The sequence below is a fragment of the Pricia antarctica genome, from assembly GCF_900101815.1.
GTDB classification, from domain to species: Bacteria; Bacteroidota; Bacteroidia; order Flavobacteriales; family Flavobacteriaceae; genus Pricia; species Pricia antarctica.
This window is the reverse complement of sequence record NZ_FNAO01000009.1, coordinates 45,436-72,028: the sequence shown is the minus strand read 5'-3', so window position 1 is coordinate 72,028 and position 26,593 is coordinate 45,436. Positions and strand designations below refer to the sequence as shown.

Annotated in this window: 23 protein-coding genes and 1 tRNA gene; 18 read left to right on the top strand and 6 right to left on the bottom strand. The window is 44.0% G+C overall.

Annotation, left to right across the window (positions count from 1 at the left end; all coding sequences use genetic code 11):
* Positions 1-2: 2 nt before the first annotated feature.
* Entirely contained in the window at positions 3-506 is a 504-nt protein-coding gene (locus BLT07_RS17415) for a GNAT family N-acetyltransferase (RefSeq protein ID WP_091872558.1), read from the bottom strand.
* 49 nt (positions 507-555) lie between these two features.
* On the opposite strand from BLT07_RS17415, the gene BLT07_RS17410 reads away from it, so the two are divergent.
* The 5 genes from BLT07_RS17410 (at position 556) to BLT07_RS17390 (ending at position 7,216) form a co-directional block, all read left to right on the top strand.
* Positions 556-1,356, top strand: a complete 801-nt coding sequence (locus BLT07_RS17410; protein ID WP_091873024.1) for a universal stress protein — start codon at positions 556-558, stop codon at positions 1,354-1,356.
* Between the two features lie 162 nt (positions 1,357-1,518).
* Positions 1,519-1,592 (top strand) — tRNA-Ala (locus BLT07_RS17405).
* A gap of 533 nt (positions 1,593-2,125) precedes the next feature.
* The gene (locus BLT07_RS17400) at positions 2,126-3,223 is read left to right on the top strand and encodes a sulfatase-like hydrolase/transferase (RefSeq protein WP_091872555.1); all 1,098 of its coding nucleotides are present in this window, start codon (positions 2,126-2,128) and stop codon (positions 3,221-3,223) included.
* A 336-nt stretch (positions 3,224-3,559) separates the two neighbouring features.
* Complete coding sequence (locus tag BLT07_RS17395) at positions 3,560-4,951, top strand: aminopeptidase P family protein (protein ID WP_091872552.1); 1,392 nt, start codon at positions 3,560-3,562, stop codon at positions 4,949-4,951.
* Positions 4,952-4,960: 9 nt separating this feature from the next.
* Entirely contained in the window at positions 4,961-7,216 is a 2,256-nt protein-coding gene (locus BLT07_RS17390) for a S9 family peptidase (protein WP_091872547.1), read from the top strand.
* 20 nt (positions 7,217-7,236) lie between these two features.
* Here the strand turns inward: BLT07_RS17390 and BLT07_RS17385 are convergent, their stop codons facing one another.
* The 3 genes from BLT07_RS17385 to BLT07_RS17375 form a co-directional block, all read right to left on the bottom strand.
* A complete protein-coding gene (locus BLT07_RS17385) occupies positions 7,237-8,280 on the bottom strand; it encodes an alpha/beta fold hydrolase (protein ID WP_091872543.1) in 1,044 nt (347 codons plus the stop codon).
* 130 nt (positions 8,281-8,410) lie between these two features.
* A complete protein-coding gene (gene thiL / locus BLT07_RS17380; RefSeq protein WP_091872539.1) occupies positions 8,411-9,460 on the bottom strand; it encodes a thiamine-phosphate kinase in 1,050 nt (349 codons plus the stop codon).
* Positions 9,461-9,653: 193 nt separating this feature from the next.
* Entirely contained in the window at positions 9,654-11,114 is a 1,461-nt protein-coding gene (locus BLT07_RS17375) for a Gfo/Idh/MocA family protein (RefSeq protein ID WP_091872534.1), read from the bottom strand.
* Positions 11,115-11,343: 229 nt separating this feature from the next.
* Between BLT07_RS17375 and BLT07_RS17370 the strand changes: the two genes are divergently transcribed.
* From BLT07_RS17370 to BLT07_RS17320, 11 genes are all read left to right on the top strand, one after another.
* The gene (locus BLT07_RS17370) at positions 11,344-11,673 is read left to right on the top strand and encodes a HesB/IscA family protein (protein ID WP_091872529.1); all 330 of its coding nucleotides are present in this window, start codon (positions 11,344-11,346) and stop codon (positions 11,671-11,673) included.
* Between the two features lie 63 nt (positions 11,674-11,736).
* Complete coding sequence (gene sufB / locus BLT07_RS17365) at positions 11,737-13,182, top strand: Fe-S cluster assembly protein SufB (protein WP_091872526.1); 1,446 nt, start codon at positions 11,737-11,739, stop codon at positions 13,180-13,182.
* 73 nt (positions 13,183-13,255) lie between these two features.
* Positions 13,256-14,008, top strand: a complete 753-nt coding sequence (gene sufC / locus BLT07_RS17360; protein WP_091872522.1) for a Fe-S cluster assembly ATPase SufC — start codon at positions 13,256-13,258, stop codon at positions 14,006-14,008.
* A gap of 235 nt (positions 14,009-14,243) precedes the next feature.
* Positions 14,244-15,560 carry a Fe-S cluster assembly protein SufD gene (gene sufD / locus BLT07_RS17355; RefSeq protein ID WP_091872519.1) on the top strand — a complete coding sequence of 439 codons (1,317 nt, stop codon included), beginning with the start codon at positions 14,244-14,246 and terminating at the stop codon, positions 15,558-15,560.
* Between the two features lie 333 nt (positions 15,561-15,893).
* Complete coding sequence (locus tag BLT07_RS17350; protein ID WP_245726584.1) at positions 15,894-17,120, top strand: aminotransferase class V-fold PLP-dependent enzyme; 1,227 nt, start codon at positions 15,894-15,896, stop codon at positions 17,118-17,120.
* Positions 17,121-17,367: 247 nt separating this feature from the next.
* A complete protein-coding gene (locus BLT07_RS17345) occupies positions 17,368-17,790 on the top strand; it encodes a SufE family protein (protein WP_091872515.1) in 423 nt (140 codons plus the stop codon).
* 89 nt (positions 17,791-17,879) lie between these two features.
* Positions 17,880-18,209, top strand: a complete 330-nt coding sequence (locus BLT07_RS17340) for an SUF system Fe-S cluster assembly protein (protein WP_091872512.1) — start codon at positions 17,880-17,882, stop codon at positions 18,207-18,209.
* Complete coding sequence (locus BLT07_RS17335) at positions 18,206-18,715, top strand: DUF2480 family protein (protein ID WP_091872509.1); 510 nt, start codon at positions 18,206-18,208, stop codon at positions 18,713-18,715. Before BLT07_RS17340 ends, BLT07_RS17335 begins: the two co-directional genes overlap by 4 nt.
* A 122-nt stretch (positions 18,716-18,837) precedes the next feature.
* On the top strand, positions 18,838-19,770 hold the full coding sequence (locus BLT07_RS17330; RefSeq protein WP_091873018.1) for a DUF3078 domain-containing protein: 933 nt from the start codon (positions 18,838-18,840) through the stop codon (positions 19,768-19,770).
* Between the two features lie 466 nt (positions 19,771-20,236).
* The gene (locus BLT07_RS17325; protein WP_091872505.1) at positions 20,237-20,971 is read left to right on the top strand and encodes a LytR/AlgR family response regulator transcription factor; all 735 of its coding nucleotides are present in this window, start codon (positions 20,237-20,239) and stop codon (positions 20,969-20,971) included.
* A gap of 143 nt (positions 20,972-21,114) precedes the next feature.
* Positions 21,115-22,959 (top strand): tetratricopeptide repeat-containing sensor histidine kinase, encoded by a 1,845-nt coding sequence (locus BLT07_RS17320; protein WP_245726583.1) that lies wholly within the window; start codon positions 21,115-21,117, stop codon positions 22,957-22,959.
* A 219-nt stretch (positions 22,960-23,178) separates the two neighbouring features.
* On the opposite strand, the gene BLT07_RS17315 is transcribed toward BLT07_RS17320, so the two are convergent.
* Positions 23,179-23,745, bottom strand: a complete 567-nt coding sequence (locus BLT07_RS17315; protein WP_091872497.1) for a DUF3109 family protein — start codon at positions 23,743-23,745, stop codon at positions 23,179-23,181.
* 196 nt (positions 23,746-23,941) lie between these two features.
* Between BLT07_RS17315 and BLT07_RS17310 the strand changes: the two genes are divergently transcribed.
* Both BLT07_RS17310 and BLT07_RS17305 read left to right on the top strand, forming a co-directional pair.
* On the top strand, positions 23,942-24,520 hold the full coding sequence (locus BLT07_RS17310) for a MarC family protein (protein ID WP_091872492.1): 579 nt from the start codon (positions 23,942-23,944) through the stop codon (positions 24,518-24,520).
* Between the two features lie 175 nt (positions 24,521-24,695).
* Positions 24,696-24,899, top strand: coding sequence for a hypothetical protein (locus BLT07_RS17305; RefSeq protein ID WP_091872487.1), 204 nt, complete (start codon positions 24,696-24,698; stop codon positions 24,897-24,899).
* A gap of 55 nt (positions 24,900-24,954) precedes the next feature.
* Here the strand turns inward: BLT07_RS17305 and BLT07_RS17300 are convergent, their stop codons facing one another.
* Positions 24,955-26,580, bottom strand: a complete 1,626-nt coding sequence (locus BLT07_RS17300; protein ID WP_091872483.1) for a S41 family peptidase — start codon at positions 26,578-26,580, stop codon at positions 24,955-24,957.
* Positions 26,581-26,593: the final 13 nt, after the last annotated feature.

Genomic DNA, 26,593 nt, shown 5'->3' with positions numbered 1-26,593 from the left:
CACTATTGAAGCACCAGCTCATAACAATGAAACGGATGTTCGCTCTGTTTCGGGAAGATGATATCGCCCAGCTTTTGGTATCCTCTCGCCTCATAGAACCTTTGATTGCGTTGATTTTTGCTAAATGTATCCAATCTAACGGAGAGGCATCCTTTTTCACGGGCGTGTTTTTCCGCGAAATCCATCAATTTCCGTGCAAAACCTTTGCCTTGAAAATCAGGATGTACCGCCAATCGGTGGACGTAGATATTGTCTTTGTTAGGGGTCAGCCAATCGACTTGGGCATATTCGTCATCCCTATGTATAGAAACCACAATCGTTCCGATAATCTGGCCAGCCATTTCCAGCACATACAGTTCCGAACGGTCTACATCTTTTTCAAAGATCTGCTTTGACGGGTAATGCTGATTCCATTGAAAAATATCCTTTTCGATCATGTGCTTCGAACAGGCCGCGGTAATAGCAAGAATTTCAGGTATTTCGAATATTTTTCCCTGTCGAATCATCTTTGAACGATTTTATTGTAAATTTAAAGCTTTAACCCTGACCGTTATGATAAAAAATATATTGGTACCCATAGGTGCATCCCCCGATTCCTTTCACACTTTGCAGTATGCCGTGAATTTCGCCACGGAGTTTTCGGCCAACATTTATGTTATGGAAGTGTTCAACGTTTCGGTCGGAGCAGGTAAAAGTTTGGCCAACGTCGAGCAAAAAGTGGCCGAAAGCAGTAAGGAACATGTAAAGGAGGTCATCGATAAAATAGATTCCAAAAATATAAAAATTAAGATTGCTACTTATAATGGAGATCTTGTTGACGGCTTAAAGGATATCGATAAAGAACTGGGCATAGACCTTATAATTATGGCCCCAAGAAGCAACGATGTCAAAGAAGAACTTTATTTAGGATATACTTCCGGAAGAATAGTTAAAAGAACCAATATTCCCACGCTGATAGTGCCCAAGGGCACCACCCTCAAGCCGATGAAAACTATTTTGACCGCATTTAAATCGGGTATTTTAAAGCGTAAAAGGATACTGGATCCCCTGATAGCCATTAAACAAAAGTTCGACGCCAAGGTCAATCTGCTTATGGTGAAGACCCCGGGTTATTCCGATGATGACCTAAAAATCAACACAGCCTTGATGGATATCAGTTCTCAACTGACACTCACCGAAGCGCCCAGCACCTATTTGGGCGTACTGGAGCATCTGCAAGCACAGCAGCCGGATCTTTTATGTGTGTTCAGGAGAAAAAGAGGATTTTTTAAAAATCTTTGGGAAAAGAGTACGATACCAAAAGCGGAATTTTCGGCGCGGATACCCGTATTGGTGCTGAGCGTTAAGAAGGATTAAGGAGGCGCCAAGTTTCCGATCTAGCGTTTAAAACCAAATAAAGCGCTGGTTCTTGATTCTTGCAGCTTGCATTGATTCTAGGCTATAACGAGTATATTGTTTAATTACTTTAACAAGTATTTTGATACTTTCCCAAAATGTATTTCCTTTGCGCAGCCAAAAGGGGGATTAGCTCAGCTGGCTAGAGCGCTTGCCTGGCAGGCAAGAGGTCACCGGTTCGACTCCGGTATTCTCCACAGATTATTAAAACCTCAACTGTTTGATTATAAAACTGTTGGGGTTTTTCGTTTCTATAATTTGTACGGTAACGCGCGGCGGTTACTGTCCTTGCAGTGTCGGGGCACTGCAATAGAATACAGGCGAACCCACGCAACCGTTTCGCGTTTTACGTATCTTTTTAAGATGAAGAGATTTCTTCTGGTTATATTAATATTCAGTATGCTGTTCTCCTGTACGGATGATGATGCCAATGAAATGGATTGCCCATTATTCGACCCTGTTTTTCCTGCGCTGTTCGTGAACTTAGTAGATGATTAGGGTGTTGATGTCGATTTGAGCGGGGAATCTTCGCTGTAGTTCTTGGTAGCGCTGGAGCTTTAAAAATCAGGGGTAAAGTTCAGATTTCTTTTTTTGGTCAATACGGGTATTTGATACCCGTCCGGATAAATTCGGTCCTGTTCTTGTCAATGCTAGATACGGCACGTTGTGAACTACTTTTTTAATAGGCGGGAAAATTGTAATTTGGTATAATATACGTAAACACAAAACTATGCGACGAAAATTGGTACAGCTGATTCTTACCATGGTATTTTCAATTCCAATGCTGTGCAGTGCCCAAAAAACCGATGATACCAAGATAATACTGATTACTTTGGATGGCTTCCGTTGGCAAGATCTTTTTACTGGCGCCGATTCGCTGTTGATCGCCAATTCGGAATATGTAAACGATACCACCGATTTAAAGGAACGCTTTTGGAAAGAAACACCCAAGGCAAGACGGGAAGCCCTAATGCCCTTTTTTTGGAAGGAAGTTTCAAAAATGGGACAGATTCACGGCAATAGGATGCTGGGTAGCCAAGTGGACTTGACCAACAAAATGTGGTTTTCTTATCCCGGCTACAACGAAATTTTGACCGGTAAAGCGGATGATGCCCGCATCGACAGCAATGATAAAATTCCAAATCCGAACACGACTATTCTCGAAATTGCCAATACAGATTCAAAATATAAAGGTAAGGTCGCCGCTTTCGGAAGTTGGGACGTATTCCCGTACATCGTCAACGAAGAACGCGCGGACGTGCCGGTCAATGCCGGTTTCGAACTGGCTCAAGGTAAGGATTTGACCGATCGCGAAATGTTCCTGAACGAATTACAGCCGAAAGTCCCCAGTCCTTGGTCCTCCGTTCGTTTCGATGCCTTTACGCACTACTACGCCTTGGAAAAAATGAAGAAAGACCACCCGGAATTTGTGTACATTTCCTATGGTGAAACCGATGATTTTGCGCACGATGGAGAATATGATTCGTATTTGAAATCGGCCCATACTACCGATGCTTTAATAGAGCAGCTATGGTATTTTACCCAGAGCGACCCCTTCTATAAAAACAACACTCTTTTTATAATCACCACCGATCATGGTCGTGGCACCGAACCTTTAAAAAGCTGGAAAGGCCACGGTAGTGATGTCAAAGGCGCCGGAAGTGTCTGGATGATTCTCTTTGGGAAAGATGTATCCCCAAAGGGGGAAGTAGATCATCAAGAACAGTTTTACAGCAACCAGATTGCACCTACGATTTTAAAGAGGCTTGGTCTTAAGATCGACCCGGTCCAAATGAAGGGGGAATCGATAGAGCTATCCACTAATTAAATGTGGATTTTACTAATGATACCCTCACGTTCACTTAACCCGTAACCGGAATCAAACCTCGAATTTAGCAACTGATTATTTAAGTTAGTTTAATAAAACCGATGTGTCTCGTACATCGGTTTTTTTATTCATGGTTTTCAAGTGTTCTCTTCTAATCCAAAATTTTTACCCCTTTTTTAGTTTACAAGCGTTTGAAATTCTGCCATCATGCGTTGAAAAAGTTCTTCATTTTAGAGGAGTTCAATCGGATTTTCCACCTCCATAGTAAACCTTTCGCGCTGTTATTGAAGAGGCTTTGGTAAACTCTTTATATTTGCTGAAATCAAAAACATCTTTATGTTCCCATCAAAAACATATATCGAAAGACGCTATCAACTCAAAAAAACCTTAAAATCTGGACTAGTTATTTTTCCCGGAAACGCGGAAAGCCCCATGAACTATGCAGACAATTGGTATCCGTTTATGCAGGATAGTTCATTTCTTTATTACACCGGAATCAACGGCATTCCCAATCTGTATTTTTTAATCGATATCGACAACGATCGCGATATCCTTTTCGGCAACGATGCCACGCCCGAAGAAATGGTCTGGACGGGCGCCGCTGCACCTATGGCGGATTTAGCCGCAAAATCTGGGATTACTTCCGTTAAGGTGGTGAATGAACTTGAAGCTTATGTAAGACAGAAAAAGCAAAAGGGGCAACAGATACATTATTTGTCCCCATACCGTGCGGATACTAAAATACGATTGGCCGAACTCTTGGGCATAAAGCTGGCCGAGGTGGATAAAAATAAATCCGTCAATCTGATTAAGGCCATCGTCGCCCAGCGCGAGATTAAGTCCGATGAAGAGCTGGTCGAAATCGAAAAGGCGGTAAATACTACCGTGGCCATGCATACACATGCGATAAAAAACACCCGGCCTGGCAGAACCGAACTCCAAATTGCGGGTGAACTGCAGTCCATTGCCATAGGAGGTGGCGGAAATATTGCCTTTCCCATAATTCTGACCAAAAATGGACAGTACTTGCACGTTCACGCCACCCAGAACACCCTTTCCGAAGGCGATCTGGTACTCTGTGATTGCGGTGCCGAGAATGCCATGGGTTATACAGGGGACATGACCCGCACTTTTCCCGCTGGTAAAAAGTTCAACGCCTTACAGCGCAACGTTTACGATATCGTGCTTAATGCCCATAACAGCGCCGTCGCTGCTCTAAAGCCGGGCGTTCACTACAAAGATTTGCATCTGCTAGCCGCTAAAAAACTGGTGGAAGGCCTGACCGACATGGGCATGATGAAAGGTAATGCTGATGACGCGGTCGCGGCCGGGGCGCATACTTTATTTTTCCAATGCGGACTCGGCCATATGATGGGCCTTGACATCCACGATATGGAGAACTTGGGGGAACACTACGTGGGCTACACTCCCGATTTAAAAAAAAGCACCGAATTCGGATTAAAATCCCTGCGTTTGGGCAAGGCTTTAAAAGAGAATTTCGTGGTTACTGTAGAACCCGGACTCTATTTCAATCCCTTTTTAATTGATGCTTGGCGGGCGGAAGGCAAATACACCGATTTTGTAAATTACGACGAATTAGAAAAAATGAAAAATTTCGGCGGAATACGGGTTGAAGAAGATTTTGCCATCACTGCGTCTGGAAGTCGTCTTTTAGGAAAACCACTGGCGAAAACGCCAGAAGCAATCGAAGAACTGAAAAATTCGTAATACACAAAAATGAAAACAAAGTCCACCGCCTTACTCGTTCTCCTTCTTTTAGTTTCGTCCCTTCTCCTACAGGGCCAAGAAACCGAAACATCGCTTCTAACCCTTGACCGTATCTTTAACTCAAACGAGTTCAGGGGCGAAAGTCAACGCCCGATATCTTGGGTCGATAACGGAAACGCCTTTATCACCATTGAAAAAAACAGCGAGGGCGTCGATGAACTGGTCAAATATCTCAGTAGAGACAACACCCAAAGCAGCTTTCTTTCCACGGAGCAGCTTACACCAAAAAACGGCAAACCCCTCTCGGTATCCGATTTCAGCCTGTCGAAAGACGGCAGCAAAGTGCTGATCTTCACCAATACCAGCCGGGTATGGCGTTCGAACACCAAGGGCGATTATTGGGTGTACGATTTTGATACCAACAGGTTAAGCCAAATCGGAAAAGAATTGCCCTCATCTTCCCTGATGTTCGCCAAGTTCTCTGACGACAATACCTTTGTGGGCTATGTATCTGGGTTCAATCTGTATAAAGAGGATTTTAAGTCCGGCGAAATGACACAGTTGACCGAAGATGGCGATGGCAACATCATCAACGGAACCTTCGATTGGGTCTACGAAGAAGAATTCGGGGCACGGGATGGTTTTAGCTGGAGTCCCGATGCCCAACAGATCGCCTATTGGCAGTTGGATGCCTCCGAGATAAAAACTTTTTATATGATCAACAACACCGATTCGGTGTATTCCGAGCCGGTGCCGCTGCAATATCCTAAAGTGGGGTACGACCCCTCCTCTGCCAAAGTGGGACTAGTCGATGCAAGAAACGATAAAACGAAGTGGATTCCGGTGCCCGGGGATGCCGTACAGCATTATATTCCCGCTATGCAGTGGGTCGATGAAGACCTGTTGCTTATTCAACAGCTTAACCGAAAACAGAATATCCTGAACATTTTTACCTATCGGCCATCGAGCGAAGAACTGAAAAAAGTGTATATCGAGACCGAGGACACTTGGGTCGATTTGAGTTATCCTGATATCTCATCCAATCAGTGGGGTTCAAATAGCCTGCTGTTGGTAGATGGCAATTCCGCCTTTATCCGCATGACAGAGACCGATGGCTTGCGGCATCTGTATAAAGTGGATATCGCATCCGGAAAAAAGACACTTTTGACTCCTGGTGATTATGACGTAGCCGCCTTTTATGCGGCTACGGACAAGGAGGTCTATTTTAGCGCATCCCCCGAAAACCCCACCCAGCGCTATCTGTATAGCGCAAAAATCAATGGCAAGGGCAAAGCAAAACGTATCACCCCCGAAACTTTTGGCGGGGTAAATACGTATCAGATTTCCCCGAACGGCAAGTATGCGATACACCACCATACCGATGTCGCATCGCCCAAAACGACGCGTTTGGTCAGTCTGCCCGACCATAAAATTCTTACCGAACTGGTCGACAATACGGAACTAAACTCAAAACTCAAGACTCTTGAACTGCCGAAAACCGAATTTTTCAGTGTCACCACGGCTGATGGGATCGATATCGATGGCCGGATGACCAAGCCTTTGGACTTCGACGCTTCCAAAAAGTATCCCGTGCTTTTTCACGTTTACGGAGAGCCTTGGGGCCAAGTAGCAACGGACACTTGGGTAGGACTCTATGAGATATTCCTCGCCCAAAAGGGATTTGTTGTTATTAACATGGACAATCGCGGCACACCTTCCTTAAAAGGAAGCGAATGGCGCAAAAGCATTTACCGAAAAGTGGGTGTGTTGAACTCGCGGGACCAAGCGCAGGCCGCGGAAGAAGTCCTAAAATGGGAGTATTTAGACAAGGAAAGGGTCTCCGTCTGGGGCTGGAGCGGCGGTGGCTCAATGACCCTCAACCTAATGTTCCGCTACCCCGAAATCTACAAGACCGGAATGGCCGTGGCCGCAGTGGCCAATCAGCTTTTTTATGACAATGTCTATCAGGAGCGATATATGGGCCTTCCCCAAGAGAATAAGGAAGATTTTGTCGAGGGCTCACCGGTCACCTATGCCAAGAACCTCGAGGGTGACCTTTTGGTAGTGCACGGCACCGGCGATGACAACGTCCACTACCAGAATATGGAGTATCTGGTCAATGAGCTTATCCGCCAGAACAAAAAGTTTACGATGATGGCCTACCCGAACCGTTCACACGGTATTTATGAAGGTGAGAATACGAGTCGCCATCTGTATACATTGCTTACCGATTATTTGATGGAACATAATGGGATGGAAGAGTAAGGGGGGAGAAACATATTCCTTTACGTCCCACTTTTCTCGAAATTTCGAATGCTACGTTTCGCAATCGTATCCAATAGCGCATCCGGAAGGTCGTGCCCCATATTGTCCAACCAAAGGCTATCGGCGTAAGGAATGGTCTCGGCCATTTTTCGCCCATGGGCGATAGGAATTACAGGATCTTGCTCCCCATGTATAATCAAAACAGGAATTTTCAATTGGGCAAGGGCCTCATATCGTGAACCTGACGCCTCAATGGCCTTTTGATGATGCCGGCCCGCTATAAAGTGATAGCCCTTACGTTCTTTTAGGTTGTAAAAAGCTGCTTCGGCGATGGGTTCTACGGCAATGTCGCCCGTTGCCTCGCCCATCAAGATTTTCTTATGCACCAACTGAAGCTTGATCTTTCCCTTTTTGCCCCCAAGGATACCATGCTTTATCACGGCACTTATCATCTTGGGAAGGATTTCCGGATCGGTTTGGGGCAGTTCGCTATCCAAAATATCTCCTGTCGACATAATCGAGGTGAGGCTAAGCGTGCGCTCGGGATGTTCAATGGCCATGATCTGCGCAATCATCCCTCCCATAGAAGCACCAACAAAATGTGCCTTTTGAATACCCAGTGTATCCAATATGGCGATAGGGTCTTGGGCCATATCGGCAAGGGAATAGGGGTTTTTCCTGTCCCAACCCTCCTCCGAATCGGTAAGCCCCGTGCCGCGGTGGTCATAGCGGATGACGCGATATCCAGCATCGGTAAAGTTGGCGATAAAATTTAAGGGCCAGCTCAGGGCATCGTTGGCCGCACCCATCACCAATACCACAGTGCCTTTTACGGAATCTTTCGGGACGATGTCTTCGTACCAAACTTTCCAATCTTGAGAGTTGGCAAAGCCGGCTTTTCCTTTTACCATTTCAAGAATAGGACTCCGCATGACCTCTTTAATTGTTTCTTTGTTTTCTTTCGATACTTTGGGTACCGAGGCACAGGAATACATGCTGGCACCGACGCAGAGGGTCAACGATACCATGCCTAAAAGTCTAAGGAGTTTTCGTAACGGTTTCATTTTTTCTTTGGATGGATTGCTTTCTGTAAAAATAGCATTCCCCCGATGCGGAGGCTTGCATTACGTATGACTTCCATTTAACTTCACCAATTGCGGCCAAACTAACGTTTATAAGGAAAGTCAGTGGTGATTATTCCTTACCAAAAGAATTCCATCCTTGTGCCGTCAGCGGAATCTTGGTATTCCCCCGCGTTACTAAATGCGCACCTTCACTTTCCTCCGTCATGTGCCCGATAATGGTCATATTGGGGTTGCCCTTGATCTTATCGAAATCTTTTTGGTCGATAGTGAACAAGAGTTCGTAATCTTCACCGCCACTGAGGGCTACTAAAGTGCTGTCCATTTTAAATTCCTCACAAGCGGATATTACGGTGGGGTCTAGCGGAATCTTTTCTTCGAAAAGGTTACAGCCGACGGCGCTGTTTTTACAAAGGTGGAGAATTTCCGAGGATAATCCGTCGCTGACATCGATCATTGCCGTTGGCTGCACCTCTAGTTTTTTCAGAAGTTCGACGATATCCTTTCGGGCTTCAGGTTTTAGTTGCCGCTCGACGATATAGGAATAAGGCGATAGATCGGGCTGCGTGTTGGGGTTCACCTTGAAAACTTCCTTTTCGCGTTCCAGCACTTGTAATCCCATATAGGCGCCACCGATATCGCCACTGACGACCAAAAGATCGTTCGGCTTGGCCCCGCTGCGATATACGATTTCAGCTTCGTCGGCCTCCCCCAAAGCGGTGATGCTGATCAACATTCCGGTGGTCGACGAGGTCGTATCGCCCCCGATGAGATCTATCTTAAAAATTTGGCAGGCTAGGGCAATGCCCGCGTAAAGTTCCTCCAAGGCTTCCAAGGGGAATCGGTTCGAGACGGCTACGGAAACTGCGATTTGGGTAGCGGTGGCGTTCATGGCGTAGACATCCGAAAGATTGGCCATGACGGCCTTGTAGCCCAAATGCTTCAAGGGCATATAGCTCAGGTCGAAGTGTACTCCCTCGATGAGCATATCTGTGGTGACGATTGTTTTTTTATCCTTGAAATCCAGCACCGCGGCATCATCACCAATGCCTTTTAGGGTAGATTTACGGGAAATCGCAAAATTTTGGGTCAGATGGTCGATCAGTCCGAACTCGCCCAATTGTTCAAGTGCGGTACGTTCTTGGTTTTTGTCTTCTAGCATAGGGCAAAGGTAAGGCAATAAAAGCACCAAATTCTAAATTCCAAATTCCAAAAAAAAGGTTGACTTTTGCTAGAATTAGGGTTTTCTTTGAAAAAATCAACGCAAAAAAACTGGAGCGGTTAAGCTCCAGTCTATCACATTTACCTCGCAAAAAAATTTGAGGATTTGATGCTTGGAATTTAAAATCTCGGTGTTATCCAACGGAATACCCATCCCGATAGGTACGCTTAACATATTTGTTCGCAGGTTCGAAATTGGTGATTTTCATGTTGTCGGCATCCCATTGCAGGCGTTTTCTACCCTGGAATTGGGCGCCGCCGCCCCAGAACCCTTTATTTTCGGCATTGGGGTCGACTTCGAAATATGATTTCAATGCTAGGTTTCCGATTAAAATACTTTCGGTAAACGGCCCGGCATAATCAAAAGACGAACTGGTTTCCGCATTGCCGTATCCCGCCATACAAGCGTTCACCCATTGTAGGTAATGGCCTTCGGGCACACGTGGAATGGTTTCTTTAACGCTGATCTGCTCATTGAGCGACAGGGGCAATAATCGGGGATCGGCACCGTAGCAATCTGCCAATAACTTTCCTTTTGAACCGATAAAAAGGACACCCCCGTCCCAGTTTCCGAAGGCTTCGTCATCGCCGAGCTCATCGGGCCTAGCAGGACGCAGGCCACCGTCCATCCAACTGACATCGATACTGCCTTTACCGTCCGTTCTTGGATATTTCAAGTATATCGTACTGGAATTGGGAAAGCTTTTCGGGTAGTCGGCGGTCTCGAATTTTCCTTTAAAAGAGTTGGAAACACTACACTCAACGGTCGTAGGATAGAGAATGGGAAGAATTCGATACACCGGATCCATGATATGGCAGGCCATATCACCAAGGGCTCCCGTACCGAAGTCCGACCAGCCCCGCCAGTCAAAAGGCAGATAAGCATCGTTATAGTCCCGTGTTTCCGCAGTACCCAACCAAAGATTCCAGTCCAAACCTTTCGGTATTTTATTCTTTTTGGTAGGAGTTTCCAGTGCTTGTGGCCAAATAGGACGGTTCGTCCAGCATTGCACGGTATGAACGTCGCCGATTAATCCGGCCTCATAAATTTCCTTCATTTTGCGTACGCCGTCTCCCGACCCACCTTGGTTGCCCATTTGGGTGACGACCTTGAACTTTTTGGCCGCCTCGGTAAGCATTCGAGCTTCCCAAATATCGTGGGTAAGGGGTTTTTGTACGTATACATGTTTCCCCATTTCCATGGCCTTGTAGGCGGCAACGGCATGGTTATGGTCGGGAATGGAAACGGAAACGGCATCGATATTGTTCTTTTCCTTATCCAACATTTCCCTGAAATCACTGTAATATTTGGCCTTGGGGAAAGATTCCCTGGATTTAACGGCCTGCCGATCGTCGACATCACAAAGTCCCACGATGTTTACGTTCGGACTTTCTGCAAATGCGGCCAGATCGCCCTCACCTTTGCCTCCTACGCCAATACCGGCAATATTAAGCGTGTCACTGGGCGCAACAAAGCCCGGCCCGCCGAGTACATGTCGAGGTACGATCATGAATCCTGCGGCGGCAAGCCCCGAGTGTTTTACAAAATTTCTACGCGATTTGCTCGTAATCGAACTTTTTTTCTTTTTTGACATACTATGATTTTGGTTTTAGAAAAACTAAAGTAGCGAACAAGGTACTTGAATTATTTTTTACTGCCAATAAAAAAAACCTTGGTGCCGTTTATTAATATCAACCTGCCAGATGGCGATTACATCATAAAAACTTCCAATGGCCCCATACGTTATAATAATGTTACTATCTATGGTTAAACCCTATGAAACACGTATATTTGTAGACTATTTCGTGCAATATCAATGAACTATGATTCAAGTATCTGAAACAGCTAAAAAAAGGGTAGTCAATCTCATGACCGAAGAGGGTTACGATGCTACTAAAGACTACGTTCGCGTGGGTGTAAAGAGCGGCGGGTGTAGTGGACTTTCCTACGAATTGAAATTCGACAACAAGAAAGATGACTCCGATAAGGTGTTTGAAGACAACGATGTTCGGATTCTAGTGGATAAGAAGAGTTTCCTATACCTGGTAGGTACGGTCTTGGAATATTCAGGGGGCCTGAACGGAAAAGGTTTTGTGTTCAACAATCCCAACGCGCAGCGTACTTGCGGTTGCGGAGAAAGTTTCTCCCTATAATTTGAAAATTTGAATCGGGATCCGTTCGTTAATTGACCCGTTTAAATCGATTAATCAAAAAACATGGCATATACAGAAGAAGAACTTAAAAAAGAGTTGGAGACGAAGGAATACGAATACGGTTTCTACACGGATATCGAATCGGATACCTTCCCCCCGGGACTGAACGAAGAGGTCGTTATCGCCATTTCCAAAAAGAAGGAAGAGCCGGAATGGATGACGCTTTGGCGTTTGGAAGCCTTCAAGTATTGGAAGGAAATGGAAGAGCCGGAATGGGCTAACGTACATTACGAAAAGCCCGATTTTCAAGCTATATCCTATTATTCCGCACCGAACAGTAAGCCCAAATACGACAGTCTCGATGACGTAGATCCAGAATTGCTGGACACCTTCAAAAGACTTGGGATTTCGGTAGACGAGCAGAAGAAATTGAGCGGTGTTGCCGTTGATATTGTCATGGATTCCGTTTCTGTGGCGACGAGCTTTAAAAAGACCTTGGCGGAAAAGGGTATTATTTTCTGCTCAATTTCAGAGGCGATACGAGAGCATCCGGAATTGGTGAAAAAATATATGGGTTCAGTCGTGCCCAAGCGGGATAATTTTTATGCGGCATTGAATTCCGCTGTTTTTTCCGATGGTAGTTTCTGTTATATCCCGAAAGGCGTGCGCTGCCCCATGGAACTGTCCACCTACTTCCGAATTAACCAAGCGGGTACAGGCCAGTTCGAAAGAACCTTGGTCATTGCCGAAGAAGGCAGTTATGTCAGTTATTTGGAAGGATGTACCGCACCATCGCGAGACGAGAACCAATTGCACGCCGCCGTAGTCGAACTGGTCGCCATGGATGATGCCGAGATAAAATACTCAACGGTACAAAATTGGTTCCCAGGTAATAAGGAAGGTAAAGGCGGAGTGTTCAATTTCGTGACTAAAAGAGGATTGTGCGAGAAGAATGCCAAAATTTCTTGGACGCAAGTTGAGACGGGATCCGCAGTGACGTGGAAATATCCATCCTGCATCCTAAAAGGCGACAATTCTATCGGCGAGTTTTATTCCATTGCCGTGACCAACAATTTTCAGCAAGCCGATACCGGTACAAAAATGGTGCACTTGGGAAAAAACACCCGTAGTACTATCATATCCAAAGGCATATCCGCAGGAAAATCCCAAAATAGTTATCGAGGCCTTGTTCAGGTACATAGCCGTGCCGACAACGCCAGGAATTTCTCCCAATGCGATTCCCTGTTAATGGGTAACGAATGCGGGGCGCATACTTTTCCTTACATCGAAGCAAAGAATCCAACGGCGATGATAGAGCATGAGGCCACGACCAGTAAAATCGGCGAGGACCAGATTTTCTATTGTAATCAGCGCGGCATCAATACGGAAAAGGCTATCGCACTTATTGTAAATGGGTTTAGCAAGGAGGTATTGAACAAACTGCCTATGGAATTCGCCGTGGAAGCGCAAAAATTATTGGAAATCAGTTTAGAAGGATCCGTCGGATAGGTTGTCCGGAACGACCGATATAGGTCGGAGGAAACTGACTCAATTTTGAAAAAATACGTAAATAAGTAACAACATGCTAAAAATCAGAAATCTACACGCAAGCGTAGAAGGTAAAAAAATATTAAAGGGAATCAACCTTGAAGTCAATGCTGGCGAGGTACACGCCATTATGGGCCCGAATGGCTCAGGTAAAAGTACTTTGGCCTCGGTTATTGCCGGAAAGGAGGAGTTTGAGGTAACCCAAGGTTCCATCGAATTTGAAGGAGAAGACATTGACGAAGCTTCTCCCGAAGAGCGGGCGCACAAAGGTGTTTTCCTTTCTTTTCAGTATCCGGTAGAAATCCCCGGGGTTTCGGTTACTAACTTCATGAAAACGGCTATCAACGAATCACGGAAGGCTAAGGGCTTGGAAGATATGCCCGCTAAAGAAATGCTGAAACTTATCCGTGAGAAATCAGAAATGCTGGACATCGATAGAAAGTTTCTTTCCCGTTCGCTTAACGAAGGCTTTTCCGGTGGCGAGAAAAAAAGGAACGAAATTTTTCAGATGGCCATGTTGGAACCTAAGCTTTCCATTTTGGACGAAACCGATTCCGGACTCGATATCGATGCGCTTCGAATTGTGGCCAATGGCGTCAATAAATTGCGCAGTGATGATAAGGCTACAATCCTAATCACGCACTACCAGCGGTTGTTGGAATATATTATTCCCGATTTCGTTCATGTTATCCACGATGGCAAAATCGTTAAGTCCGGCGGCAAAGAGTTGGCCTTGGAATTAGAGGATAAAGGCTACGATTGGTTAAAACAAGAAGCTGCAGTTTAAAAGAAATGGGCAGTCGAAGTGAAGGTAGACAGATCATAGTAGTCAACCTGAAAATACTTCATAATACCTACACGGTATTTAACAATATTTGATAAAGATTCCCGCCTTGTTTTATCTTGAATGGAGCCATAGGGCAATCCGTTGAACAAAATTAAGGGCTAATTGAAAATGATTCCCGCTGTAGTTTGTCCTCAGTGGAGCCGAAGGGCGTGAATGACAATAAATTATCTTATAGATGGATTTAAAAGACAAGTTAATATCATCCTTTATGGCGTTCGAAAACAATATCGACGTCGAACACTCGGTACACGATATCCGTACGGCGGCCATGAAGAATTTTGAGACCAGGGGCTTTCCTTCCAAAAAAGAGGAAAATTGGAAATACACTTCCCTCAACAGTCTTCAAAAGACCGATTTCAGCATTTTTCCAAGGGAAGAGAACACCTTGGAATACAAAGACGTCAAGAAATATTTTATACACGAAATCGATACCTATAAAATTGTTTTTGTGGATGGCATCTACAGTTCCTACCTATCCGAAACCACTCACGATGGGGTTGACATCTGCTTAATGAGCGCCGCCTTGACAAAACCGATGTACAAACAGGTGATCGATGTGTATTTCAATAAGATTGCCTCAAAAGACGAGTCATTGACGAGTTTGAACACGGCATTCAGCAGGGAAGGGGCCTATATCTACATCCCCAAGAACAAAATGCCCAAAAAACCGGTCGAAATCCTTCATTTTGCCACGGGTAACGAGGCCTCTTTAATGCTACAGCCCCGAAATCTGATCGTGGTCGAAGAAAATGCTGAACTTCAGGTCATCGAAAGGCATCAGAGTTTGACCTCTAATGAAGTATTGACCAATTCAGTTACGGAAATATTTGCCGCCAAGAGCGCTATTGTCGATTATTATAAAATTCAGAACGATAATTCCACGGCCTCGTTAATTGACAACACCTATATCGACCAAAAGGATAAAAGTGTGGTAAAAATCCACAGTTTTTGTTTTGGCGGAAAATTGACCCGAAACAATCTGAACTTCTACCAAAATGGGGAATTTATCGATTCCACTTTGAAAGGGGTGACCATTTTGGGCGAGAAACAACATGTCGATCACCATACCCTAGTACATCACAAGCAGCCCAACTGCGAGAGCCATCAGGACTACAAGGGGATTTATGGCGAAAATTCCACCGGAGTTTTCAACGGAAAGATTATCGTCGACAAAATTGCCCAAAAGACCGATGCCTTTCAGCAAAACAACAATATTCTGATCAGCGATAAGGCCACCATCAACTCTAAGCCCCAGCTGGAAATTTTCGCCGATGACGTGAAATGTTCCCACGGCTGCACAATAGGTCAATTAGACAACGAAGCCCTTTTCTATCTACAAACAAGGGGTATTCCTGAAAAAGAGGCCCGTGCTTTGTTGATGTATGCCTTTGCCAACAATGTACTCGCCAGTGTTCGGATTCCGGAATTAAAGACGCGTATAAACAAGTTGATTGCCAAAAAGTTGGGGGTTAATTTGGGGTTTGACCTTTAATAAAACGGCTTTTTAGATGCTATTATACCAACAGAAAACGATAGACTTTCCGTAGGAAGTCCCAATTATATTGGTGACTTCAGCGTGCGAATATCTTGTACTGGCGGTACGGAAAAGTGAATCGATTGTAAGCGCTTTTTGATGAAATCAATGCATGCCTCAATAAAGAAGTATCTGGACGGATCACAATTTTTAAGTTTCAAGGTTGTTGATGGAAATTTGAATTGGATCGATTACGATTTTATTTTTCCAGTTTGGAATCTACATCAAGGAAAAATATAAAAGCGCACTGGCCTTCGACATTTAAAAGCTTACTCGGTATCTTTGCAGTCTATGGAAACTACTATGCTCGACGTACAGAAAATCCGAAAGGACTTTCCCATTCTCAAACGAGAGGTCAATGGGAAGCTCTTAGTCTATCTCGATAACGCCGCAACCTCCCAGACGCCGAAACAGGTCATGGACGCAATTGTCGACTATTATTCCAACTACAACGCGAATATTCACAGAGGCGTACATACCCTCTCACAGGAAGCTACCGACAAATATGAGGCGGCACGGCATAAGATTCAAAACCATTTCAATGCCGCTGAATCCCACGAGATCATCTTCACGTCGGGCACGACTCATAGTATCAACCTTGTCGCGAACGGTTTTTCAACCTTGTTAGAGAAGGGAGACGAGCTATTGGTATCCGCCATGGAGCACCATTCAAACATTGTGCCATGGCAAATGTTGGCCGAGCGTACCGGGGCCATCCTAAAAGTAATTCCCATGAACTTGGAAGGCGAATTGCTGATGGACAAATACGATGACCTACTGTCCGACAAGACCCGTCTGGTCTTTTGTAACCATATTTCCAATGCCTTGGGCACCATTAATCCCATTGAAGAAATCATACAAAAGGCCCACGGCGTAGGAGCGGCCGTCTTGATTGATGGTGCACAGGCCGCACCGCACATCAAAGTTGATGTGCAAAAGCTCGATATAGATTTCTACACGGTATCCGCTCATAAAATGTGCGGTCCTACCGGTGTTGGAATGCTGTATGGAAAAGAAGAATGGCTCAACAAATTACCGCCGTATCAAGGTGGTGGCGAAATGATTGCGGAGGTAACTTTCGAAAAAACTACCTATGCCGAGCTGCCCCATAAATTCGAGGCCGGTACACCCAATATTTGTGGGGGAATCGCTTTTGGCGCTGCTTTGGATTATATGAATTCAATAGGTTTCGAGGCAATAGCTGCCTATGAACATGAGCTGTTGGAATATGCTACTCAAAAATTGTTGGATATCGATGGACTCAAAATCTATGGCACCGCCAAGAACAAAACTTCTGTCATTTCCTTTAATATTGAAGGAATACACCCTTACGATATCGGGACGATTTTAGACAAATTGGGCATTGCCGTAAGAACCGGGCATCACTGTGCCCAACCTATTATGGATTTCTATGGAATTCCCGGTACGGTAAGGGCCAGTTTTTGCTTCTACAATACCAAGAAAGAAGTCGATGCCTTGGTAGCAGGGGTAAAACGGGCGGTTAACATGCTTCTTTAAACCTTGATAAAGCGAATGGCCTTCAAAAAATAGCCGCTCACGAATTTGAAGCTGCAAATGTCCTAAATATCTTGATGAACTTTTTCAAAGTTGAATTTGCACAATCCCATAACTATCATAAACCTTTGATGGGGAACCTTACTTATCGTATTTTTGTATAGGACTTGTTCAAATCTTTTGTTTGCAACCTAAAATGGAATATTTGAAAGGAAAGGAAAAAGTTTAAACGGGTTCTTAAATAGTTGGAATGGAAATTAAAGAAATTCAGCAAGAAATCGTCGAGGAATTCTCCATGTTCGATGATTGGATGCAGCGGTACGAGTATATGATCGAACTAGGCAAGTCGCTTCCATTAATCGATGAGAAGTACAAGACCGATGACAATATTATAAAAGGCTGCCAAAGCAAGGTCTGGGTTCACGCCGAACTTGAGAATGATAAACTGGTGTTTACCGCAGATAGCGATGCAATTATAACGAAAGGTATTATAGCGATATTGATTCGGGCTTTCAGTGACCAAAAACCGCAGAATATTATCGAGGCAGATACCGAATTCATTGATGAAATTGGTCTAAAGGAGCATTTGTCCCCCAATCGGGCCAATGGCCTGGTCAGTATGATCAAACAATTGAAACTTTACGCGGTGGCGTACCAAACACAATTGAACTAGTTTATCAGTTTATGTTGGCCATCGGCCTAGTTTATGAGTTTATATACCGCTCATGAACTCATAAACTCATAAACCCATAAACTTGTAATATGAGCGAAGAAATAACAATAGACACCAATGAGTTGGGCGAGAAAATCGTCACCGTTCTTAAAACCATATACGATCCAGAGATTCCTGTGGATATTTATGAGTTGGGATTGATTTACGACGTGTTCGTAAATGAGGATAATGAGGTGAAAATTCTTATGACCCTGACATCTCCCAACTGCCCGGTAGCCGAATCTTTACCCGCGGAAGTTGAGGAGCGGGTAAAATCGTTAGATATGGTTAAGGATGCCGAAGTCGAAATAACCTTTGATCCTCCATGGAGCCAAGATCTGATGAGCGAAGAAGCCAAGTTGGAACTCGGGATGTTATGAACGAAGAAACTATTCTAAACAGAGTCTCCCAAAGCAAAATCTTCACGTTTAACCTTGAGGATTATTATCCCGAAGGCAAAAGAATTCTTTTGGATATAAAGGATTGGCTATATGAAGGAATTATCCTTAAGGAAAAAGAATTCAGGGCAGCATTGATGCAACACGATTGGGCACAGTACCAAGACGCTTTTGTGGCCTTGCACTGTTCGTCGGAAGCTATCGTACCGGGATGGGCCTATATGCTTATTGCTACAAAGCTAGAGCCTTACGCTTCGAAAACTGTACAAGGTAACCTTGAACAACTCGAAACTTCACTCTTTCAATCGGTTATCGAAAAGTTGGATGTTTCCGAGTTCGAAGGCCGTCTCGTCATTGTTAAAGGCTGCTCCAACAAACCTGTGCCACCCAATGCTTATTTGTTGATAACCCAAAAGCTCCAACCCGTTGTTAAGTCCCTCATGTACGGTGAGGCCTGCTCTTCCGTACCTCTATTTAAGAAAAAGTAACTTTTCATAACTGCAACTATACCCTAAGTAAAGCCCTTAAATTTGTTGAAAAGTTTGTTGGTTTGTTGTTAGCAATTCTTACTTTTGCCGTCTTAAATTTCAAATAATAAATATTCATGATGATGAAGAAAATTGTGTTGACATCTCTGACCTGTCTTGCCTTTATTGTAGGCTCTGCGCAGACATTGGAGGAATTAAAAGCTGAAAAAGCTGCAAAAAATGACTCTATAAGTGCAATTCAGGGCAGGGTCGATGGCATCCAAAGCCAAATTAATTCGTTTCCGGGTTGGAAAATAGGTGCATTTGGTACTATAGGCGCCAACCTTTCCAATTTCAACAACTGGTATTCACAAGGCGTACCCAATAATTCATCGGGTAATATTGGAGTTACCGTAAATGCCTTTGCCAACCTAGACCGTGACAAATTCTTTTGGAAGAATTCGGGAAATGCAAACCTACAATGGGTGAAGTTGGATAATAAGGACATCAATACCGATAGTGAAGACTTCGAAGGCACGACCGATGTTTTTACAGTGACCTCGCTTTATGGATATAAATTGAGCAAAAAATTCGCTGTCTCCGCTTTGGGCGAGTATCGTACCTCTCTCATCAATAACTTTAATGACCCGGGTTATCTCGATTTAGGTGTGGGTGCTACGTGGACACCTATTGAGAATCTGACCGTAGTTGTCCATCCCTTGAACTACAATTTCGTATTCACAAGTACTGACAATATTTACGAGTCCTCTGCCGGCGCGAAAATTGTCGCCGATTATACTCGTAAATTTGGAAAACTAAATCTTAAATCCAATTTCTCGACCTTTCAGAGTTATAAAAGTGCTAATTACTCCAATTTTACGTGGATAAATTCCTTGGGCTACACGCTATGGAAAGGTATCGGACTCGGTTTCGAATTTGGCCTGAGGGGCAACCACCAAGAATCCCTTGCCAATGCCCTTGCCCAGACTCCAGTCCCTACACCGATCCCAACATTCGAGAATACCGACAACGATCTACAAACCTATTGGTTGTTCGGACTCAACTATGCCTTTTAGGTAAGGCCCAGACTAGAAATAGAGTACATATAATTGAAAAGCCCTCCGGTCAGGAGGGCTTTTCTTTTTAAGTAGGGTTGGTTAAGTTTGGTTACACAGTCAGTAATAAGTCAAACTTTAAATTTCAAATACAGGACGAATCTAAGCCAGTATTCGATGAACGGTAAATTTTTGTTGTGAAAGTGCATGAAGTTGTTGTGTAATCTGTTAATATGTAGGTTACCGTCGGGGAAATGGGTACTGAACAACCTTCACGAAATGAAAAACCCTCTTTGCCCATTGAAGTACTTTTTTATGCCGATCGTACATCATACATACCCATCCGCACAATTAACGATTTCAGTCACGAGTATACGGTTATATTTGAGTAAATTAGAGTTTGCTCTACGGAGTCATCTTGACTGGTAGTTTTGGAATTGGCTTCAGGGCTCGAGCAAAACAGTGCCTTAACTTTAAAAAATATCAGATGTTAGAAGCCGTAATCGTAGATGATGAAAAAAAGGCATTGCAGAGCCTTACTTGGGAACTGACCAATTTTAGCGATGAAATTCATGTCGAGGCCTCATTCACAGATCCTTTTGAGGCCCTGGCTTATTTGGAAAAATATACGCCGGACTGCCTTTTTTTGGATATCGAAATGCCGACGATGGACGGGTTTCAGTTTATCCAAAAACTGACGAACAAAAATTTTCCAGTGGTCATTACGACTGCCTATAACCAATACGCTATCAAGGCCCTAAAAAACGAGGCCATTGATTACTTGCTGAAACCTATTGATTCCGACGATCTCAAAGACACCATAGCAAAAATCAAAAAATACAACGCAAAGAACTTTACGGCAGAGCGGTTAGAGAAAATACTGTTGAACTTCAATGCGAACGCCATTCATAAAAAAATAACTTTCAATACGGACGGAAAGTTGGTTTTTTTGGATAGCGATGATATTCTCTACGCCGAATCAGACGGTAATTACAGTACCATATATCTGGTCGACGGCCACAAGATGGTGCTTACCAAAAAGTTGAAGGAGGTTAACGAACTGCTACCGGACGATTCCTTTTTTAGGATTCACAATTCATATATCATCAATTTAAGCAAGATAAAGGAGTTTCTGAAGACCGATGGTTATGTTGTTTTGAAGTCAAACCATAAAATTCCAGTATCCCGACAGAAAAAATCCGGATTTTTAGATATGTTGTAGCATTTGATTTCATGCAATCCCAAATTCCTTTTAACGCAGCTTTCCCCCGTCTGTGGGTTTTAAATCCCGCGCAACTTTGTGTTCCTGTATTTTTATTCCTTGTATTTTTTGGAGGATATGCTCAATCGATACCCGATACCTTTTTGAATAGTGTCGATAGTCTAGTACAGGCCAAACCGGACGCCTTTGCCGATATTCACAGTATATTGGGCCAAAATAGGGGGGACACCCTGCTCATGCGTCATGTGGCCAACACCTCGGCAGTCAACCGCTATGCGGCGGGACAGTCATATGCCCTTAACGAACTCGGCAGAACCTATCGCAATATCTCGCGATACGATCGGGCCATTGCCTTGCACAAAGAGGCGCTTGCCATTGCAGAAAAAGCCGATAATTTGGATTTTAGGGTATATAGCCTGAACAATCTCGGGGTGGCTTACCGCCGAATATCTTCCCTACGCACAGCCATGGATTACCATCAAAAGGCTCTAGAACTGGCCCAAGATATCAAAAACCCATCCGAAAATCTAAAAAGAAGCATTAACGTTTCGTTCAACGGCATAGGTAACCTCTATCTAATGCTCAAGCAATACGACCAGGCCATTGACTATTTTGAAAAGTCCCTGAAACTTGAAGCCGAATTGGACAATACCCTCGGGCTTGCGGTCAACCATCAAAATATCGGTCAATGTCTTGAAGCGCAAGGCAAGCTCGATCTGGCCCTTGAGAATTACCGTACCTCGCTGGCCTATAACGAACAGATCAACAACGATATGGGCCGTGTCATCTGTAAGACAAGCATCTCACAGGTGTACCTGAAACAAAATCAAATTGACGAGGCCCTGAACTTGCTCAAGTCCGCCTTGCCCATGGCGCAAAGATTGGGCGACGGATACTTGACTTCTCCTGTTTACATCGATTTGGGTTGGGCGCAAATGCGATCTGGGCAATATGGCAGGGCGGAAGAGAATATACTCGAAGGCCTGAAACTTGCTGATTCATTAGAATTGCAGGAGGCATCCGCACAGGCCAATCATCTTTTATCGGAGCTTTTCGGGCATACGGGCAATTACAAAAAGGCACTGGACCATAAGTTAACAGCGGACCAGATCGATGAAGAAATCTTGAACGAGGGTACGGTTCGCTATGTTAACGATATGATTTTTCGTTATAATGCGGTGAAGGACAGCAACAATCTGAAAGAATTGTCCCAAAAGAACGAAAATATCCAAATGCAACTGGCCACGACCAAAACTACCTTGCTCATAAGCGGCATTGCCCTAGCATTGTTGGCGGGTATTTTTTATATTCTTTATAGGCAATACCAGCTCAAGAACGAAAAGAAATTGTTGACCTTGGAACAGAGCATGCTCCGTAGCCAGATGAATCCGCATTTTTTGTTCAATTCGCTGAATTCCATTAAACTGTACATCATCAACAACGAACAGAAAAATGCCGTCCACTACCTGAACAAATTTTCAAAGTTGGTGCGAAAAATTCTGGAATCATCCTCTGTTAGGGAAATTCCGTTGGCCGAAGAACTGGAGACCGTCGAACTTTATATGACCATCGAGAACATCCGTTTTTCGAACGAAATAAATTTTGACATCACCGTTGATAACGATATCGATACCCACACAGTACGTATTCCCTCGTTAATTTTACAGCCTTTTCTCGAAAATGCCCTTTGGCACGGATTGTCAAGCAAGCAAGGCGAAAAAAACATCAACGTGCATATCTCAAGTGACAAAAAAGGGTATATTCATATTGCCATCACCGATAACGGTATAGGCCGGGAAGCCTCTGAAAAGTTAAAGGCGAATAAAATATTGAAACGAAAATCGGTAGGTATCGAGATTACCAAAGAGCGCTTGGCCAACTTTGCCAAAGAGTATCAAAATTCATTTTATTTGGAGATTGTCGACCTGTTTGACCAAAGCGGAAAGGCTAGCGGCACCAAGGTTGTGCTACATCTTCCTACTGCATGAAAAAATTATAAACTCCAGCACAAATCCCAAAAAGGCATTGGTATTTGGTTTGCCAGCTATGCAACGATTGGGTGAATCCAGGTGATCTAGGCAAAGTCCTACAATTATTGGGTATACCTTAGTTGCATTGTTTCTAAACGAATGTCCTCGCTTTTGACTCAAAGCCTAGGGGCAGGAAAGAATCTAAGCTAAAATTTTTGGAAGTTAGAATTTGGGATTTCACTTGTGCTCATCCGCAACTTGTTCTAGTTCCGAATACCATTCCGCCCCGAACTTACGGATTAAGGCTTCCTTTACGAATTTGTAAATGGGCACTTGCAGTTCTTCGCCCAAAGCGCAGGCGGGGTCGCAGATTTGCCATTTGTGGTAATTTACGGCCGTGAGTTCGGTGTATTCCCGCACCCGAACGGGATAGAGGTGGCAGGACACCGGTTTTTTCCACTTTATGACACCCTTTTCATAAGCCTCTTCGATACCGCACTTTGCCGTTCCGTTTTTGGTAAAGGTCACATAGGCGCATTCACTATTATTGACCAAGGGGGTTTCCCATTCCCCATCCTCACCTTTTACGAAAGCCCCGTGTTCTTCGATTACGTCTATACCTTCTTGCCGTAAAAAGGGTTTTACCTTGCTGTAAATATCCACCAGAATTTCGGTCTCGTCATCTTCTATCGGCGCCCCTGCATTACCGTCGATACAACATGCGCCTTTACATGCCGATAGGTTACAGATGAAATCTTTCTCAATAATATCTTCGGATACTATGGTTTTTCCTAGTTGGAACATTTTTGGAACTTTTGGTGCGCAAAGATAGCTTTTCCACAAGGGATTACGAACCGTAATTTATTTGCATTTCTCTACGGGAATCCTCTTCATAAACTGTAGTTTTGCCGAAAATTTTCTTGTCATAAAGCTTAGAACGCTTTTTGGTGAAAAAGAACAAGACTCGGGTCGACTAAAACGGGGGTAACACAACACTTATATGGAATTCCATTTTAATTTTCGGGAAATCGCCACGGCGACCATGGTACTTTTTGCAGTTATCGATATTTTGGGCAGCATACCCATAATTATCGGATTGCGTAAAAAGGTGGGCCATATCCAATCGGAAAAGGCTTCTATTGTTTCCGCGGTAATCATGGTGGCCTTCTTGTTCGTCGGGGAGGAAATTTTAAAACTTATCGGTATCGATGTGTATTCGTTCGCTGTGGCTGGGGCATTTATCATCTTCTTTTTGGCCATTGAAATGATTTTAGGGATAAGCCTTTACCGTGAAGAAGAAGCTGAAAGTGCCTCGATAGTGCCTATTGCTTTCCCATTAATAGCCGGTGCGGGTACGTTGACGGCTATATTATCACTACGTGCGGAATATCATGTGGAGAATATCATCGTAGCCATCATCGCAAATACTATCTTTGTATATCTGGTCTTGAAATCGTCAAAACGAATTGAAAAGGTTCTGGGCAAAAACGGCCTCAGTGTAATCCGAAAGGTTTTTGGAGTGATTTTATTGGCGATTGCAGTAAAGTTGTTCGCGACCAACATTAATCAACTGTTTTAGACAAAAAGTCCCACAGGGGAATGGTTATAATGGGTATGTATGTATTGGATGAGATTGTACTGAACCGCCTAAGTAGTAGAAAACCCATCGCCACCTTTGGCTTTAATAGATTTTAAAGGGAAACAATAAACCGTACGGAACTGACACATTGCTTCGCCACCCTTAAAATAGAAACATGAACAAGAAACTACACCTAATCCTAATAGTTCTGGCATTGGCACTTATGGCCTACAATGTTACGATGATTGATTTTGAAAATCCTTTTGAAGGGGATAGCACTGTGGCTTTAATTGGAATTTTGGCACCGCTATGCGCAATAGCGCTTTTACTCATTTTTAGGACTAGCAAAAAAATCGAACAAAAAATTGAGGGCAAGTAATGCGCCCCATGTTGACGTGCGCTTAGCGCCCTCTGCAAAAATGCTTAACACAACACTAATTAATTGCCTGGATAGCTTCGGCATCGCCTTGTTTGAAAACAGGGTTGTCTAGTTCCAAAACTTTTTTGAGCATGGCGTCTTCCGAACTTTTTATCTTGGCATGGACGTTGGGACCAAATAACTGTTCGGCCAAGGCAGCTTTCAAATATATTTTGATAGGCCTTTCATAATCGTAAAAATTCATTTTCAGGCTTCTTTGAAGGGAGTAATCCACGAAATCTTCAAAGAGAATATCGTCCACCGAGAAATCTTCAATAAACTCTTGCTCCGAATAACCGGCGTATTGTTTTCTGTTTCCATCCAAATGTTCAAAAATAAAATAGGAAAGCCAGCCATAACTGTCCATACTTTCCACAGCTTCCTCCTCATTCGTGCCGATCGGTACGAAAACATCGGGAATGATACCGCCGCCACCGTAGACCACCTTGCCTTTAGGCGTAGTGAATTTTAAGGAATCCGCCACTTTTATACTGTCTACCGAAATCATTTCCCCGCTATGATACCGGTCTGTAAAGGTTTGATAATAATCCTTGATCCCGTTTTTATATGATTTTTGGATGCTGCGTCCGGTAGGGGTATAATATCTTGAGACGGTCAACCGCACTGCTGACCCATCGCCGAGTTCCATTTCACGCTGTACGAGTCCCTTCCCGAAGGAGCGGCGGCCAACTATGGTGCCGATATCATTGTCTTGTAGGGCGCCTGCAATAATCTCACTGGCCGAGGCAGAACGTTCGTTGATCAAGACATAGACGGGCTTATTTTCAAAGCTTCCCTTTTTGGTAGCACGGACCTTATCGATTTTTCCCTTTTTGTTCTTGGTGAAGAGAATCAATTTGTCATCCTGTAAGAACTCATCGGCCAATTGTTCGGCAATCCCCAAATAGCCCCCAGGATTATCCCTAAGGTCCAAGGTGAGTTTCTTGGCGCCCTGTTTCCGCAAGCTGTTTAATGCGGACTTGAATTCTTTGTAGGTAGACTCCGCAAAACGGTTTAGTTTGATATAGCCCATATCGTCTGTCATCATAAAATAGGCTTCTACACTTTTGATAGGTATTACACCACGGTTAACGTTTACGGTAAAGGTTTTATCAGTGCTTTTTCGATAAATCTTCAACTTTACCGAGCTCCCTTTCCTGCCTTTTAGTTTGCTAACGATGGCATTGCTGGCGAAATTCTTGCCGTACAGCGTATCGTCATCGGCTATCAAAATGCGATCACCCGCCTTAATTCCGTTGAGGGAGCTGGGGCCTTTGGGTATAGTTCTGATAACAGCAATGGTATCTTTATAGGGATAAAAATTGATGCCGATACCTACGAAATCCCCTTTCATGTTCTCCGAGACCCTTCCCATTTCATCTTTTGGGATATAAACGGAATGCGGATCTAATTTTTCCAATATTTGATTTACCGTGACGTCTACAATGCTATCGGTATCGATGTCGTCGACATATTCATAGTCGATATAATCGATGAGCCGGTTGAGTTTATCTTTTTTGGAATTGGTGCTGAAGAGTTTTTCGGGGGAATCGTTAAAATGTAGTTTGCCACCTACGAAAATGCCAAGGGCCAGTGCAGCGGCTATGATGGTCGGCCAAATATAGCTGTGTATTCTTTTCATAGGTTTTCGGGGT